Here is a 15,329-nt window from a genome sequence, read left to right as displayed (position 1 = left end):
GAATGGGCCGGCGCGACCGTTGTCGGCGGTCGCGCCGCCGGTGGTCGGGCGGGGTGCCGCACCCGTCCGGCCACGGCCCGCGAGGATGGTGCGCAGGACCGTTCAGCAGTCCCACCAGCGCCGACGTTTCGGACCTCGACCAGGGTGTCGTGGTCAGAACACGAGTTCTTCGGCCACCAGTGACCTCTCGCGGAGCAGCTCCTCGTCCCGGTGCGGCACGGTGTAGCGGCGTTCGCGGATCAGCGCCAGGAACTCGTCGGGGAGGGCCACCCGGTGCCGGTGGACGTAGTACGCCAGATCGTCGCGCCACAGCCAGTCACCGTCGGTGCGGATCGTCGACCCGTTCATGACCTGTCGCGCCGAGTCGAACGGGTCGTCGGCCAGGTCCATCATGTCGATGAGGACGTATCCTGCCTTGAGGTAACGGACGACCTCGTCGACATCCGGCATCTCCTCGGCGGAGACGTTGTCGAAGATGCTTTCCTGGACCAGGTCCAAGCCGACGGGCCCCAGCTCGCGGAACATCCCGGCGAACCGCAATGCCGGCTTACCCATCGGTCCCCCCGCCGGGATAAAAGGTCACCCACTGGCCGCCGTTCCTGATCCGAGGAACCTGCCCCGCTGGACCATACCGGTTCACACCGACCGCGTCGGTAGGTGCCATGACCGTCACCCCCAGCGCGTCCGCGACCTGCTGGGCCGGCGGTGCGACACCCGCGTCGGGCGCCACGGTGCCCGAGTGGCAGGACACCAGGCGCACCGGGCCGCCGCCGTAGTGCGGATTGCCGTGGATCGCCTCGGCGATCTGCGCCGGGTGGGTGTAGTTCGACGGATGGCCGGCACCGTCTGCCCCGATGACGCCCGGCCGGAACAACCCGTTGCGCTCACCATGCACCACGACGTCGTGGTAGCCCGGCTCGGGTGCGACAGCATCGAAGTTCCGTAGGGTCGACTCGTCGTAGCCGATCGCCGTGGCGCCGGGGCGGTGGTAGACCGGGTCGCCGCCGGCGAGTTGCGAGTCCGGCGGCCGGGTCGGCGATTGCGGATGTGCGCGGGCATCGGCCCAGTCCGACCTGCGGCCCATCGAATCCGTCGTCGCCGGTATTCCCATGAGGGCATTGAGCACCTGTGGGAAGAACACGGCGAACGCCGTGTAACCGGCGAGGGCGGCACCACCGAGCACCGCAGCCGCGGCGATGCCGACGGCGGGGACCGCTCCGTAGCAGCCGGCGAGGCTGTCGGCCATCCCGCCACAGTCGATGGGTACGCCCTCGGCCAGCACCTTGACAGACACCGCCGCAGACATGGCCTCCCAATCCGAGCGTCGGAACTGAGCCACGTGAAGGCGCGAGCGCGTGCACTTGGGTGACGCCGCTTCGGGTTAGGCTAGGTTAACCCACCACCGTGGACGGAGGAAGCCGTGTCAGACGGGGCCGAGCCCACGGAAGACGGGGCCGAGCCCACGGAAGCTGACCTTCCGGTGCGCGTGATGACAGTCCTCGGCCTGATCGCGGTGCTCGTCGTTCTCGCCTCGGCTGTCGTCCTGGCCGTGTCCTGGCCGACCACCCCACGACGTTCCCCCGCCTTACCGATCCGGCTGCACGCGTACGACCTGGCAACCGCGAGCATCGTCGATCGACCGCAGAAGCGATTCCGACAGGGGCAGATTCCGGCCGCCACGATCGACGAGGGTGTGGCCGGGTCAGCAGCCACGCGACCCGCGCGGGCGAGTTGGTACGACGCCTTCGGCCACCGGACCAACAGCGTGGACCTGCCGGATCTCGACGACCTACGGGCCAGTCCGGTGCCGCTGAGCGCCACCTCCGCCGTACCCGCCGGAACCTACCAGTTCGTGCTGGCCACCGTCCGGGGGAACCGGGCGGAGGAGGTACTCGTCTGGGTGCACGTGGAGATCGAGCGGTGACGGAGACGACCACGCAACCGAGTGGCGCCCCGCGGGAGGGATCCGGGCCCGGCCCCGCACCGCCGCCCCGGTCGGTGAACCGGCTGGTGGTACCGGACCCGGTGGCGGCTGCGTACCGGCTCGACCGGCTCGGCGCCGCGCTCACCACCGGTGAGGCGTTGCTGGTGATGATCGCCGTGGCGTCGTTGGTCGCCGTCATCCGGGACGACGGCACCGGGGTACGCGTCCTTGGCATGGTCAGTCTCGGGGCCGCCGGCGTCTCGCTGTTCATCGCCTGCATCGCCACCGTCGTCGTCGCCATGACCTCTGCCACGGGTGGCTCGCCGCGTAGCCGCTTCATGACCTGGGCCATCGGTGGTGGCCTGGCGTTCGCCGCGCCGGCCCTCCTGGCGGTGCTTCTCACCCTCCTGCAGGTGGGAATCGCCTGGCGGGGCGCGCTGCTGAGCATCCCGACGACCCTCTTCGCGCTGTGGACGTTCCGCCGGATGCAGCGCAACCGCAAGCCACCGAGGCGACTGGTCGTGGCCGCCTTCGCCTGGGGCCTGTTCGTCGCCGCCTACTTCGCCCAGATGGTCGAGGGCATCCTGCACGTCATCATCACGGCAGAGCTCATGCCGGGCACCGCGGCGATCCTCAGTCACGCTGCCGCCGCCGCGGTCCCCGAAGAACTGGGCAAGGGCGCGGGGGTCCTCGTGATCGTCCTGCTCGCCTGGCGGCGCGTCGACGGCATGCTCGGTGGCATCGTCATCGGCGCCTGCGTCGGAATCGGCTTCCAGTTCGCCGAGTCGATGTCATACATGACCGGGGACTTCGGCGCCGTGCTCTACCAGCACTGGTACCGGCAGGTCACCGGGCTCCTGGTCAGCCATGCCACCTACACGGGCATCATCGGCGCCGGCATCGGACTCGCCATGCAGTTCAACGACTGGCGGCGGCGGGCAGTCTGCGTTGGTAGCGGCTTCGCCGTCGCCATCGCGGCCCACCTGATCTGGGACATCTTTGCAATGGGCCGCCTGTACTGGGAGTCCGGCAATTCCCTGCTCCAGTTGTTCGTTGTGCAGCCGCTGAACCTCATCGTCCTCAAGGGGCCGGCCTTCGCCATCCTGCTGTTTCTCGTCATCATCGCTCTGCGTCAGGAAACCAGGTCACTGCACCAGCACCTCCGGGGTGAGGCGTGCGACCCGCGCGGCGCGATCACCCCGGCCGAGGTGCCCGTACTGGTGAATCCACCGCTGCGCCTCCGGATGCGGTTACAGGCACTCCTGCGGGGCGACCGTGCGGCCTACACCCGGATGAAACGTCTGCACTCCGCGCAACTGGACCTGGCATTCGCCAGATGGCGCCGCGACCGGGGTGACCCGCCGCCGCCGGGGGCCGAAGATACGCTGCGGCAGCGGATTCACGATCTCAGGACGGATTCCCCTTCGGTCCCGCCGGCTGCCGGCCAGCGGTAGCTTCGGCCCGGATCGGGAGTCTGGCCGTCCCCAGTGGAGCTGTGCCACACTTCCCGGGTGACGCTGCCCCCGACGTCCGATGTCCCTGACGACCAGGGTGTTACTCCACCGGATCCCGGCGATGCCGCGCCACCGTCACCGCCATCGCCACCACCGCCGGTGCCGCCGAAGAACAACGGACCTCTCATCATCGGTGTCATCGCCGGGGTGCTGGCACTGTGCCTGCTCGGGACCTGCGTGGTCGCGGCCGGTGCGCTGGTCGTCGCCAACAGGGGCGACGACGGCCGGCCGGTGGCCGTCGCGGACGGAACCTCTCCCGTGCCGTCGCCGACGACGCCCCCACCACCGTCCACGCAGGAGACGTCCTCTCCGCCTGAGGTGCCCCCCACGACCGAGGCGGCCCCGCCACCGCCGCCCGCGAAGATCGGGCAGTGCATCGTCGTCAGCGAGGACGGCGACTTCCTGGATATCGGCAACTGCAACGGCACGCGGGGCACCTATCGGGTGGTGTCGGTGGATTACGATCAGGGCGCGTGCGCTGATCCCAAGTCCGCGTACATCTCGGAAGACGGCTACCGCCTGTGTCTTGAGCGCCATCTGGTGCGCAACTACTGTTACAAATTCCCAAAGGGCAATGGCTGGATCGTCGGTGCGTCGAAGTGCAAGGCAAAGGGCACCGTGCACATCGTCGACATCGTCCCAGGGGCCGCCAACGACAAAAGGTGCACACGGGACTACCGGTGGAACCGCTGGTACCGATTCACGCACCCGACTGTCGTCTATTGCGTGATGCAGTATTAGAGGGTGTCCGTGGTGATCCCGTTGCCAGGGCTCGCAGCCATCGGTCTGGTGATGACGACAGTGACGGTGGCTTCGAACCACACGTGATGGCCTGTTCCGCGGCATGCCGCAGGCGCCAGTCGACGGCGGTTCAAGGCGGGGCGCCCGCCCACCTCTGGATTTCTTGGCCTTCCGGCGTCCTAGCCGCCTTGCGCGGGATGCCCGTCCGACTCCTTCCTCGGCGGGCGTACCCCACGGTTGCCGCGGCCGATGTTCACGCCACGTCGGCCAGGACCCGGTCGGGCGAGTTCGGTGGCCGCTGCCAACCCGGTACACCTCGATCCGCTCCTCAACCGTCCGGGGCGCGGGCCAGACCGTGCCTTGGTGGCAACGCCACGCCAGCGGCCGAACCAGCGGTACGAGGTCTGCCACGGCACCTACACCTCGGGCGCATCCCGCTTGGGGCCCGGTCCGGACCCGTCGCATGGCCGGCGTCGAGGTGGCCGGCGAGCCGGACGACGGCGAGGCGGCCCACCGGGCCCCGTCGATGATCTTCCGTTTCGTCCGATATGGCGGACGCCCTCGGCCCGACACCCGCAGGCTGGACGAGCCGCAGCCTCGCCCACCGGGCGTCGTTCACGTCATGCCGCCTCCAGCCGCTACCCTGGCGCCAGGTCTCCGGTCGGTCGATTCGCTTGGTCGCTAACCGATCTGCCGGAGCGTCACTCTTATCGATCACCGCCACGCTGGGCCTACCTCCCCGCCCGGGGGTCCCTTACGAAACACGGGCTAGGGGCACCCGTAGGGGCACGCTAGGGGTTGTGACCGCCGTCCGGCGACAATTACCTTTCGTCCGGCGCGTAAGACCTGGTGGGGGCTGAAACGCTTTTTGTCTGGCAATTCGTGGTCGGCTGAATGGGCTTAGATCTTCGCGGCTTGTGGCGTCTGTGGACGGTATTGGGTCGCCTGTTTCTTTCCGGCCCGAAGAGGTGGCGTCAATGGCGACTGAAGATACGCTCCGGGAGTACCTGAAATGGGTGACGGCGGACCTTCACCAGACCCGGAGGAAGCTCGGCGAGCTTGAGGCGGCCAACCGGGAGCCGATCGCCATCGTCGGCATGGCCTGCCGGTTCCCGGGCGGGGTGGGCTCGCCCGAGGAGCTGTGGGAACTCGTCGACTCCGGCCGGGACGCCGTCTCCCCGTTCCCCGCCGACCGCGGCTGGGACCTGGCGCGGCTGTTCCACCCGGACCCCGACCACCCCGGCACGTCGTACGTCGCCGAGGGCGGCTTCGTCGACTCGGCCACCGACTTCGACGCCGCGTTCTTCGGCATCTCGCCGCGCGAGGCGCTCGCCATGGACCCGCAGCAGCGGCTGCTGCTGGAGGCCGCCTGGGAGGCGTTCGAGCACGCCGGGCTCGACCCCTCGGCGCTGCGCGGCCACCAGGTGGGGGTGTTCGCCAGCACCACCGGCCAGGACTACGTGGGGCTGCTCCAGCAGCCGCCGCCCGGCACCGAGGGCTACATCCTCACCGGCACCGCGGCGAGCGTCGTGTCCGGCCGGATCTCGTACGCGCTCGGCATCGAGGGCCCCGCCGTCACCGTCGACACCGCCTGCTCGTCGTCGCTGGTCGCCCTGCACCTGGCCTGCCAGGCGCTCCGGCAGGGCGAGTGCACCCTGGCGCTCGCCGGCGGTGCCACCGTCATGTCCACGCCGTCCGCCTTCATCGGCTTCAGCCGCCAGCGCGGCCTGGCGTCCGACGGCCGGGTCAAGTCGTTCGCCGCCGCCGCCGACGGCACCGCCTGGGGCGAGGGGGTCGGCCTGCTGCTCGTCGAGCGGCTCTCCGACGCCCGGCGCAACGGTCACCCCGTCCTGGCCGTGGTGCGCGGCAGCGCGGTCAACCAGGACGGCGCGAGCAACGGGCTGACCGCCCCCAACGGCCCGTCCCAGCAGCGGGTCGTGCTCCAGGCCCTGGCCAGCGCCCGGCTCGCGCCCGAGCAGGTCGACGTCGTGGAGGCGCACGGCACCGGCACCACCCTCGGCGACCCGATCGAGGCCCAGGCGCTGCTGTCGACGTACGGGCAGGGCCGGCCGGCGGACCGGCCGCTCTGGCTCGGCTCGGTCAAGTCGAACATCGGGCACACCCAGGCCGCCGCCGGCGTGGCAGGCGTGATCAAGATGGTGATGGCGCTGCGGCACGACACCGTGCCGGCGACGCTGCACGTCGACGAGCCCACCCCCAACGTGGACTGGACGGCCGGCGCGGTGTCGCTGGTGACCGAGCCGCAGCCGTGGCCCGCCGGGGAGCAGCCCCGCCGCGCGGGCATCTCCTCCTTCGGCATGAGCGGCACCAACGCCCACGTGATCATCGAGGAGGCGCCCGCCGCCGATCCGGCCCCGGACGGCCCCGCCGCCGCGACCGACGCGGGCACCGCGACGGACGAAGCTGCCGTCACCGATCCCGCCCCGGTCACCGGGGCCGGCCTCGTGCCGGTGCTGGTCTCCGCCCGCGACGCCGACTCCCTGGCCGCGCAGGCGACCCGCTGGGCCGACTGGCTCGACGACCGCCCCGAGCTGCGGCTGACCGACGTCGGCTGGTCGTCGGCGCGTACCCGGGCCAGCCTGGAGCACCGGGCCGTGCTGCTCGCCGCCGACCGCGCCGACCTGACCGCCGGCCTGCGCGCGCTCGCCGCCGGCGGCGACGCCCCCGGCCTGGTCGCCGGCGCCGGCCCGCGCGGCGGCAAGCTCGCGTTCCTCTTCTCCGGCCAGGGCGCCCAGCGCAGCGGCATGGGCCGCGAGCTGGCCGCCGCGTTCCCCGTCTTCGGCCGGGCGCTCGCCGAGGCCTGCGCCGAGCTGGACCGGCACCTGCCCCGCCCGCTCACCCCGGTGCTCTTCGCCCCCGAGGGCGACGAGGCCGCCGCGCTGCTCAACCAGACCCTCTACACCCAGGCCGGCCTGTTCGCCGTCGAGGTCGCGCTGTTCCGGCTCCTGGAGAGCTGGGGGATCGTCCCGGACGTCCTGCTCGGCCACTCGATCGGCGAGCTCTCCGCCGCGCACGCGGCCGGCGTGCTGTCGCTGCCCGACGCCGCCGCGCTCGTCGCGGCCCGAGGCCGGCTGATGCAGGCCCTGCCGGCCGGCGGCGCGATGCTGGCCGTCCAGCTCCCCGCCGACGCCGTCCGGGCCGCCCTGCACGGCGTCGAGGACCGGGTCGCCGTGGCCGCCGTCAACGGGCCCACCGCCGTGGTCGTCTCCGGCGCGGCCGACGCCGTCGAGGAACTCGAACGCCGCTGGGCCGACCAGGGCGTACGCACCAGGCCGCTGCGGGTCAGCCACGCCTTCCACAGCCCGCTGATGGAACCCATGCTCGCCGAGTTCGCCGCCGTGGTGCGCGGGCTGGAGCTGCACCCGCCGGCGCTGCCGATCGTGTCGAACCTGACCGGCGAGGTCGCCGACCCCGACGAGATCCGCACCGCCGACTACTGGGTCCGGCACGTGCGGGAGGCCGTCCGGTTCGCCGACGGCGTCGACCAGCTGCGCGCCCTGGGCGTGCGTACGTTCCTGGAGGTCGGCCCCAGCGGGGTGCTCACCGCGCTGGCCCGCGACGTCCTGACCGCGGCCGGCGCGGACGACGACACCGCCGCCGTGGCGCTGCTGCGCCGCGACCGCCCCGAGCCCGCGTCCGCGCTCACCGCCCTCGCCGAGCTGCACGTCGGCGGGGTCGAGGTCGGCTGGGCGGAGCTGTTCGCCGGCGCCGGCGCCGCGCGGGTGCCCCTGCCCGCGTACGCCTTCCGGCGGCAGCGGTTCTGGCCCGAGCCGCCGCCCGCCGCCCCCGACGGCGCCGCGCACGACGGCGACGACGAGTTCTGGACCGCACTGGAGCAGGCGGACGTCGACACCCTCCGCAGCGAGCTGGGCGACGACGACGAGCAGGTGCGGGCGCTGCTGCCGGCCCTGCCCGTGCTCACGTCCTGGCGCCGGTCCCGGCGGGAACGCTCCCTGGTGGACGGTTGGTCGTACCACGTGACCTGGCAGCCCGTGCCGGTCGAGGACACCGACGGCCCGGCGGGCCGCTGGCTGGTCGTGCTGCCGGCCGACGACGCGCCGGCGTGGGCCGACGGCCTGGCCGGGCTCTTCGGCGACGCCGAGCCGCTGGTGCTGCGCGTCGGCGCGGCGGACCTCGACCGCGCGGCGCTCGCCGCCCGGCTGCGGGAGGAGATCGACGGCCGGCCCGTCGACGGCGTGCTCGCTGTGGTCGCCGGCCAGGACCGGCTGCTGCCCGAGCACCCCGGCGTGACCCTCGCCGCGGCCAACACCCTCGCCCTGGTCCAGGCGATGACCGACCTGGACCTGGTGGCGCCGCTGTGGTGCGTCACCAGCGGCGCCGTGGCGGCGGCCCCGGGCGACCGGGTCGCGCACCCGCTCCAGACCGAGGTCTGGGGACTCGGCCGGGCGGCGGCGGTCGAACAACCGCACCGCTGGGGCGGCCTGGTCGACCTGCCGGCCATCGTCGACGACGCCACCGCCCGGCGGCTCGCCGCCGTGCTGGCCGGGCACCTCGGCGAGGACCAGGTGGCCGTGCGGCCCGGCGGGACCTGGGCCCGCCGGCTGACCCCGGCCCCGCCGGCGGCGGACGAGCCCCCCGCCGGCGACTGGTGGTCCGGCACCGTCCTCGTCACCGGTGGCACCGGGGCCCTCGGCGGCCACGTCACCCGCTGGCTGCTCGGCCGCGGCGCCGGGCGGGTGGTCCTGGCCAGCCGCCGGGGCACCGCCGCCCCCGCCGTGGCGGACCTGCTCGACGCGTACGGCGCCGACGGGCGGGTCACCGTCGCCACCTGCGACGTCACCGACCGACGGTCCGTGGCGGACCTGGTGGACGCGCTGCCCGACCTGACCGCGGTCGTGCACGCCGCCGGCACCGACCAGCTCACCCCGCTGACCGACACCACCCTCGGCGAGTTCTCCCACGTCGTCGCGGGCAAGGTGCTCGGCGCCCTGCACCTCGACGCCTGCCTCGCCGAGCGCGAACTCGGCGCGTTCGTCCTCTTCTCCTCCATCTCCGGCGTGTGGGGCAGCGCCGGTCAGTGCGCCTACGGCGCCGGCAACTCCCTGCTGGACGCCCTGGCCGTCAACCGGCGCGACCGGGGCCTGCCGGCCACCGCCGTCTCCTGGACGGCCTGGGGCGGCGAACACGGCATGGCCGCCGAGAACGTGGCCACCGAGCAGCTCAACCGGATGGGCCTGCCGCCGATCGACCCGGAGAAGGCGCTCGTCGCGCTCGACCGGGCGCTGCGCCGCCCGACGCCCTGCGTGACCGTCGCCGACGTCGACTGGACCCGGTTCCATCCCGCGTTCACCGTGGCCCGGCCCAGCCCGCTGCTCGGCGACCTGCCGCAGGTGCGGGCGCTCGTCGCGCAGGAGGAGGCCGCCGCGCCGGCCGCGGGCGCGGTCGCCGCGCCGCTGCGTCACCTCGCGGTGCTGCCGGCGGCGGAGCAGGAGCGGGAGCTGCTGAAGCTGGTCAACGAGCAGACCGCGGCGGTCCTGGGCCACGCCACGCCCGACGAGCTGCGCGGACGCCCGTTCAAGGACCTCGGCTTCGACTCGCTGACCGCCGTGGACTTCCGGGGCCGGCTGAACACCGCCACCGGCCTGCGGCTGCCCACCACGCTGGTCTTCGACTACCCCACCCCCGCCGAGCTGGTCGCGCACCTGCGCGAGCTGGTCTCCGGCGCCGCCCCGGCCGACGCCCCGCAGACCGTCGTCGTCGACGCCGACGAGCCCGTCGCGATCGTCGGGATGGCCTGCCGCTACCCCGGCGGCGTCGACGGGCCGGAGGCGTTCTGGCGGCTGGTCGCCGACGGTGTGGACGCCATCTCGCCGTTCCCCACCGACCGGGGTTGGGAGATCCCCGAGCCGGCGGAGGGGACCCACCCCCCGGCGGGCGGCTTCCTCTACGACGTGGCGGACTTCGACCCCGCCTTCTTCGAGATCTCGCCCCGCGAGGCCCTCGCCATGGACCCGCAGCAGCGGCTCACCCTCGAGACGTCCTGGGAGGCGCTGGAACGGGCCGGGGTCGACCCCGCGACGCTGCGCGGCACCCGTACCGGCGTCTTCGTGGGCGCCTCCACCTCCGGCTACGGCACCGGGCTGACCGAGGTCCCCGAGGGGGTCGAGGGCTACCTGATGACCGGCGCCGCGCACAGCGTGATCTCCGGCCGGGTCGCGTACGCGCTGGGGCTGGAGGGACCGGCCGTCACGGTCGACACCGCCTGCTCCTCGTCGCTGGTGGCGCTGCACCTCGCCGGGGCGGCGCTGCGGCGCGGCGAGTGCGACCTCGCGCTGGCCGGCGGCGTGGCGGTGATGGCGACCCCCACGGCGTTCCAGGAGTTCTCCCGCCAGGGCGGCCTGGCCTCCGACGGGCGGTGCAAGTCCTTCGCCGCCACGGCGGACGGCACCGGCTGGTCCGAGGGCGTCGGCATGCTGCTCGTGCAGCGCCTCTCCGACGCCCGGCGGCAGGGCCGCCGCATCCTCGCCGTGGTACGCGGCTCCGCCGTCAACTCCGACGGCGCGTCCAACGGCCTGACCGCCCCCAACGGCCCCTCCCAGCAGCGGGTGATCCGGCAGGCGCTCGCCAGCGCCCGGCTGACGACCACGGACGTGGACGTCGTCGAGGCGCACGGCACCGGCACCGTCCTCGGCGACCCGATCGAGGCCCAGGCCCTGCTGGCGACGTACGGGCAGGACCGGGGCGACGCGGGCCCGCTGCTGCTGGGCTCGGTCAAGTCGAACATGGGCCACGCGCAGGCGGCCGCCGGCGTGGCCGGTGTGATCAAGATGGTGCTGGCGATGCGGGAGGGCACCGTCCCGGCGTCGCTGCACGCGGACACGCCGTCGCCGCACATCGACTGGTCCGCCGGCGACGTGGAGCTGGTGACCCGGTCCCGGCCGTGGCCGGCGGTCGACCGGCCCCGCCGGGCGGCGGTCTCCTCGTTCGGCATCTCCGGCACCAACGCCCACGTGGTCGTCGAGCTGCCCACCGACGCGCCCGCCGACGCCGAGGCGGCCGACGCCCCGGTGCCGCCGGCCGACGGTGCGCAGGGGGAACGCGCCGCCGGGCTGCTCGCCTCCGACGTGGTGGCCTGGCCCGTCTCGGCCCGCTCGACCTCGGCCCTGGCCGCGCAGGCGTCCCGGCTGGCCCGGCACCTGCGGGCCCACCCCGGCCTCGCCCCGGCGGCGGTCGGCTGGTCCCTCGCCGCGACCCGCTCGGCGTTCGACCGGCGCGCCGCGGTGCTCGGCGCGACCCCCGGCGAGCTGCTGGCCGGCCTGGACGCGCTCGCCGCCGGCACCCCGGCCGGCAACGTGGTGACCGGCACCGTCGCCAACCACGGCGCGGGACCGGTGTTCGTCTTCCCGGCCGCCGCCCCGGCGGGCACGGCGGCCGGCCTGGTGGGCCGCTGCCCGGTCTTCGACGACACCCTCGCCGAGTGCCGGCAGGCCCTCGCGCCGTGGGTCGACGTCGACCCGGCCGCCCTGCTGACCGGCGCCGACGCCTCCTGGGCCGAGCGGCCGGAGCTGGCCCGGCCCGTGCTGTTCGCCGTCGGGGTGGCGCTCGCCGCCGTCTGGCGGCACGCCGGGCTCACCCCGGCCGCGGTCGTCGGCGACGGCGACGGCGAGGTCGTGGCCGCCCATGTGGCGGGCCTGCTGTCCCTGCCCGACGCCGCCCGGACGGTGGCGCTGCGGGCCCGGGCCGCCGCCGGCGAGCTGGACCCCGACGGCCTCCGCGCCGCCCTGGCGGGGATCGTGCCGCAGCCCGGTGCCGCCCGGCTGGCCTCCACCGTCACCGGCGACTGGGCGGACGCGGCCGGCCTCGGCGCCGACCACTGGGCCGACCCGACCACCCTGGGAGCCGACCCGGCCGGCCCCGGAGCGGCCCCGGCCGTCTCCGGAGCCGACCGCCCGAGCGGCGAGACCGGGGGCCCGGAGCGGCTGGACGCCGCCCTGCGCGCCGCCGTCGACGCGGGACACGTGACCTTCGTGGAGGTCTCGCCGGAGCCGGCGCTGACCGCCCGGGTCGCCGCCGTCCTCGACGCGACCGGCGCCACCGGCCACGTCCTGGCCACCCTCGGCGGGTCGGGCGACGCCGCCACCCGGCTGCTGACCGGCCTCGCCACCGCGCACACCCTCGGCCTGGCGGTGGAGCACCGCCGGCTGCTGCCCGAGGCCGAGCCGGTCGACCTGCCCACGTACGCCTTCGACCGGCACCGCTACTGGCTGGAGCGCACCGGCGCCCACCGCTCGGTCCTGCCCGCCGTGGGCCTCGACGTGGTCGACCACCCGCTGCTCAGCGCGGTGGCCGACCTGCCCGGCGACGAGGGCCTGCTGTTCACCGGCCGGATCACCCTCACCACCCACCCGTGGCTGGCCGACCACGCCGTGCTCGGCACGGTGCTGCTGCCCGGGACGGCCCTGGTGGAGCTGGCGTCCTGGACCGGCCGGCAGGCCGGCGCGGCGACCGTCGCCGAGCTGAACCTGGAGACGCCGCTGGCGATCCCCAGCGAGGGCGGAATCGACCTGCGGGTCCGCGTCGGCCCGCCGGACGAGACCGGGCACCGGCCCGTCGCCATCCACACCCGGCGCGACGACGACACCGCGCCCGACGGTTCCCGGGCCTGGCAGCGGCACGCCTCCGGCCAGCTCGCCGACACCGTCGACCCGGACCCCGCGCCGGCGGCCGTGTGGCCGCCCGCCGACGCCGAGCCGATCGCCCTCGACGGGCTCTACGCCCGGCTCGCCGCCCAGGGCTACCACTACGGCCCGGTCTTCCGCGCGCTGCGCGCCGCCTGGCGGTCGGGCCAGGACATCCTCGCCGAGGTCGCCCTGGACGCCGACGCGTCCACCGACACCACGGCCTTCTCGGTGCATCCGGCCCTGATGGACGCGGCACTGCACGCCATCGGCGCCAGCGCCACGGCTGGCGCCACCGACCCGGCCGGCGGCGCGACGCCGACCCCCGACGGCGGCCCCGACATCCGTCCGGGCCTGCCGTTCACCTGGTCGGGCGTGACCATCCGGCCCACCCGCGCCCGCGAGCTGCGGATCCGGCTGCGCGCCACCGACGCCGGATCCGTGGCCCTGACCGTCACCGACACCGGCGCGACGCCGGTCGCCTCCGTCGACGCTCTGGTGCTGCGGCCCATCTCCGGCGAGCAGCTCAGCGCCGCCCGCCGCTCGGCCAGCCGGTCCCTGCACCGTCTCGACTGGGTCGCCCCCGCCACCGGCCGCGCCGACGGCACGTCCCGGCTCGTCGCCCTCGGCGACGACTGGCCCGGCGCCGACCGGCACCCGGACCTCTCCGCGCTGGTCGCCGAGGTGCGCGCGGGCGGTCCGGTGCCCGACGCGGTGCTGGTGAGCTGCGCCGGACCGACCGCCGACGAGCCGCACCCGGCCCGCCAGGCGCACCGGGTCGCCCACCGCACGCTCGCGCTGGCCCAGCAGTGGCTCGCCGAGGAGTCCCTCGCCGCCGCCCGGCTGGTGGTGGTCACCCGCGGCGCGGTCCGGGTCGACCCGGACGAGTGGATCGCCGACGTGCCGGCCGCCACCGCCTGGGGCCTGCTGCGCTCCGCACAGTCGGAGAACCCCGACCGGATCGTGCTGCTCGACGTCGACGACGACGCCTCGGCCGCCGCGCTGCTGCCGGCCGCCCTGGCCACGGGCGAACCCCAGCTCGCCGTACGCGCCGGCCAGCTCCGGGTGCCCCGGCTGACCCGGCTCGGCCCGCCCCCGGCCGAGGCGCCCGGCCCCGACCTGGCCGCCGGCACCGTCCTCGTGACCGGGGCGACCGGCCTGCTCGGGCGGCTCGTGGCGCGACGGCTGGTGACCCGGCACGACGTACGGCACCTGCTGCTGGTCAGCCGCAGCGGGGCGGACGCCCCGGGCGTCGCCGCGCTGGTCGACGAGCTGGCCGAGCTGGGCGCCACCGCCCGGGTGGTCGCCTGCGACGTCACCGACCGCGACGCGCTCGCCCTGCTGGTCGACCAGATCCCCGCCGACCTGCCGCTGACCGGCGTGGTGCACGCGGCCGGGGTGCTCGACGACGGCGTCCTGCCCGCGCTCACCCCGGACCGCTTCGACACCGTGCTGCGCCCCAAGGTCGACGCGGCCTGGCACCTGCACGAGCTGACCGAGAAGCTGGACCTGGCCGCGTTCGTGCTCTTCTCCTCGGCGGCCGGCCTCTTCGGCGGCCCCGGGCAGGCCAACCACGCGGCGGCGAACTGCTTCCTCGACGCCCTCGCCCAGCACCGGCGCGACCGGGGACTCCCGGCGCTCTCGCTGGCCTGGGGCCCGTGGGTCAACGACACCGGCGACGGCCAGACCGGGCACGTCGACGAGGCCCGGATGAACCGGGGCGGCTTCGTCCCGCTCGGTGCCGACGAGGGCATGGACCTGTTCAGCGAGGCGCTGCGCTTCGCCGAGCCGGTGGTCGTACCGGTCAACCTGGACCTGGCGCTGATCGGCCGGCACGGGCCGGCGGCGGTGCCGCCGGTGCTGCGGTCGCTGGTCCGGCCGGCGCCGACCGGCGCGGTGCGGGCCGCCGAGCGCGACCCGGCCGAGGCGCTGCGGGAGACCCTCGCCGCCACGGCGGAGGCCGACCGCGACCAGGTGCTCTCCGACCTGGTCCGCACCCACGCCGCCGCGGTCCTCGGCTACGCGTCGATCCGCTCGATCGACGCCGAGCGCGGCTTCGTCGAGCTGGGCTTCGACTCGCTGACCGCCGTCGAGTTCCGCAACCGGCTCAACGCGGCCACCGGGCTGCGGCTGCCGTCCACGCTGATCTACGACCGGCCGACCACGGCCGCGCTGGTCGAGTACCTGCGGGGCGCGCTGCTGGCGGAGCGGAGCACGTCCGCGCTGACGGTGCTGGGCGAGCTGAACAAGCTGGAGCACGCCATGCGGGCGGTGGCCACCGGTGACACCGACCGGGCCGCCGTCGGCGCCCGGCTGCGCGAACTGCTCTCCCTGTGGACCTACACCGAGTCCGGTGCGGACTCCGCCGCCGACGACGACGCCAGCCTCGAGTCGGCCTCCGCCGAAGAGATCTTCAGCCTGCTGGACGAAGAGTTCGGCTCGGCCTGATCCGGCATGTCGCACACCTCGAACCCCGATACGGAGTGGCCC

At 74.7% G+C, this 15,329-nt stretch carries 6 protein-coding genes; 4 read left to right on the top strand and 2 right to left on the bottom strand.

The features are described 5' to 3' along the window. Nucleotides 1-153 precede the first annotated feature (153 nt). Together ACLQ22_RS22270 and ACLQ22_RS22265 are read right to left on the bottom strand one after the other, a co-directional pair. Complete coding sequence (locus ACLQ22_RS22270) at nucleotides 154-555, bottom strand: hypothetical protein (protein WP_425694016.1); 402 nt, start codon at nucleotides 553-555, stop codon at nucleotides 154-156. Continuing rightward, a complete protein-coding gene (locus ACLQ22_RS22265) occupies nucleotides 548-1,306 on the bottom strand; it encodes a hypothetical protein (RefSeq protein WP_425694015.1) in 759 nt (252 codons plus the stop codon). The genes ACLQ22_RS22270 and ACLQ22_RS22265 overlap by 8 nt, the downstream gene beginning before the upstream one ends. 174 nt (nucleotides 1,307-1,480) lie before the next feature. On the opposite strand from ACLQ22_RS22265, the gene ACLQ22_RS22260 reads away from it, so the two are divergent. The 4 genes from ACLQ22_RS22260 (at nucleotide 1,481) to ACLQ22_RS22245 (ending at nucleotide 15,287) form a co-directional block, all read left to right on the top strand. Further along, nucleotides 1,481-1,924: a hypothetical protein gene (locus tag ACLQ22_RS22260; protein ID WP_425694014.1), complete on the top strand. Its 444-nt coding sequence runs from the start codon at nucleotides 1,481-1,483 to the stop codon at nucleotides 1,922-1,924. Between the two features lie 74 nt (nucleotides 1,925-1,998). Then, the gene (locus ACLQ22_RS22255; RefSeq protein WP_425694013.1) at nucleotides 1,999-3,378 is read left to right on the top strand and encodes a PrsW family intramembrane metalloprotease; all 1,380 of its coding nucleotides are present in this window, start codon (nucleotides 1,999-2,001) and stop codon (nucleotides 3,376-3,378) included. 57 nt (nucleotides 3,379-3,435) lie between these two features. Beyond that, nucleotides 3,436-4,179, top strand: a complete 744-nt coding sequence (locus tag ACLQ22_RS22250; RefSeq protein ID WP_425694012.1) for a hypothetical protein — start codon at nucleotides 3,436-3,438, stop codon at nucleotides 4,177-4,179. 977 nt (nucleotides 4,180-5,156) lie between these two features. Beyond that, the gene (locus ACLQ22_RS22245) at nucleotides 5,157-15,287 is read left to right on the top strand and encodes a type I polyketide synthase (RefSeq protein ID WP_425694011.1); all 10,131 of its coding nucleotides are present in this window, start codon (nucleotides 5,157-5,159) and stop codon (nucleotides 15,285-15,287) included. Nucleotides 15,288-15,329: the final 42 nt, after the last annotated feature.

Source organism: Micromonospora sp. DT178 (genome assembly GCF_049841695.1).
Classification (GTDB): domain Bacteria; phylum Actinomycetota; class Actinomycetes; order Mycobacteriales; family Micromonosporaceae; genus Micromonospora.
This window is presented reverse-complemented; position numbering and strand designations above follow the sequence as displayed.

Excerpts from the sequence above, each read along its gene's own strand:
- ACLQ22_RS22270 (WP_425694016.1), bottom strand. The coding sequence starts at position 555 with ATGGGTAAGCCGGCATTGCGGTTCGCCGGGATGTTCCGCGAGCTGGGG.
- ACLQ22_RS22265 (WP_425694015.1), bottom strand. The coding sequence starts at position 1,306 with ATGTCTGCGGCGGTGTCTGTCAAGGTGCTGGCCGAGGGCGTACCCATC.
- ACLQ22_RS22245 (WP_425694011.1), top strand. The coding sequence starts at position 5,157 with ATGGCGACTGAAGATACGCTCCGGGAGTACCTGAAATGGGTGACGGCG.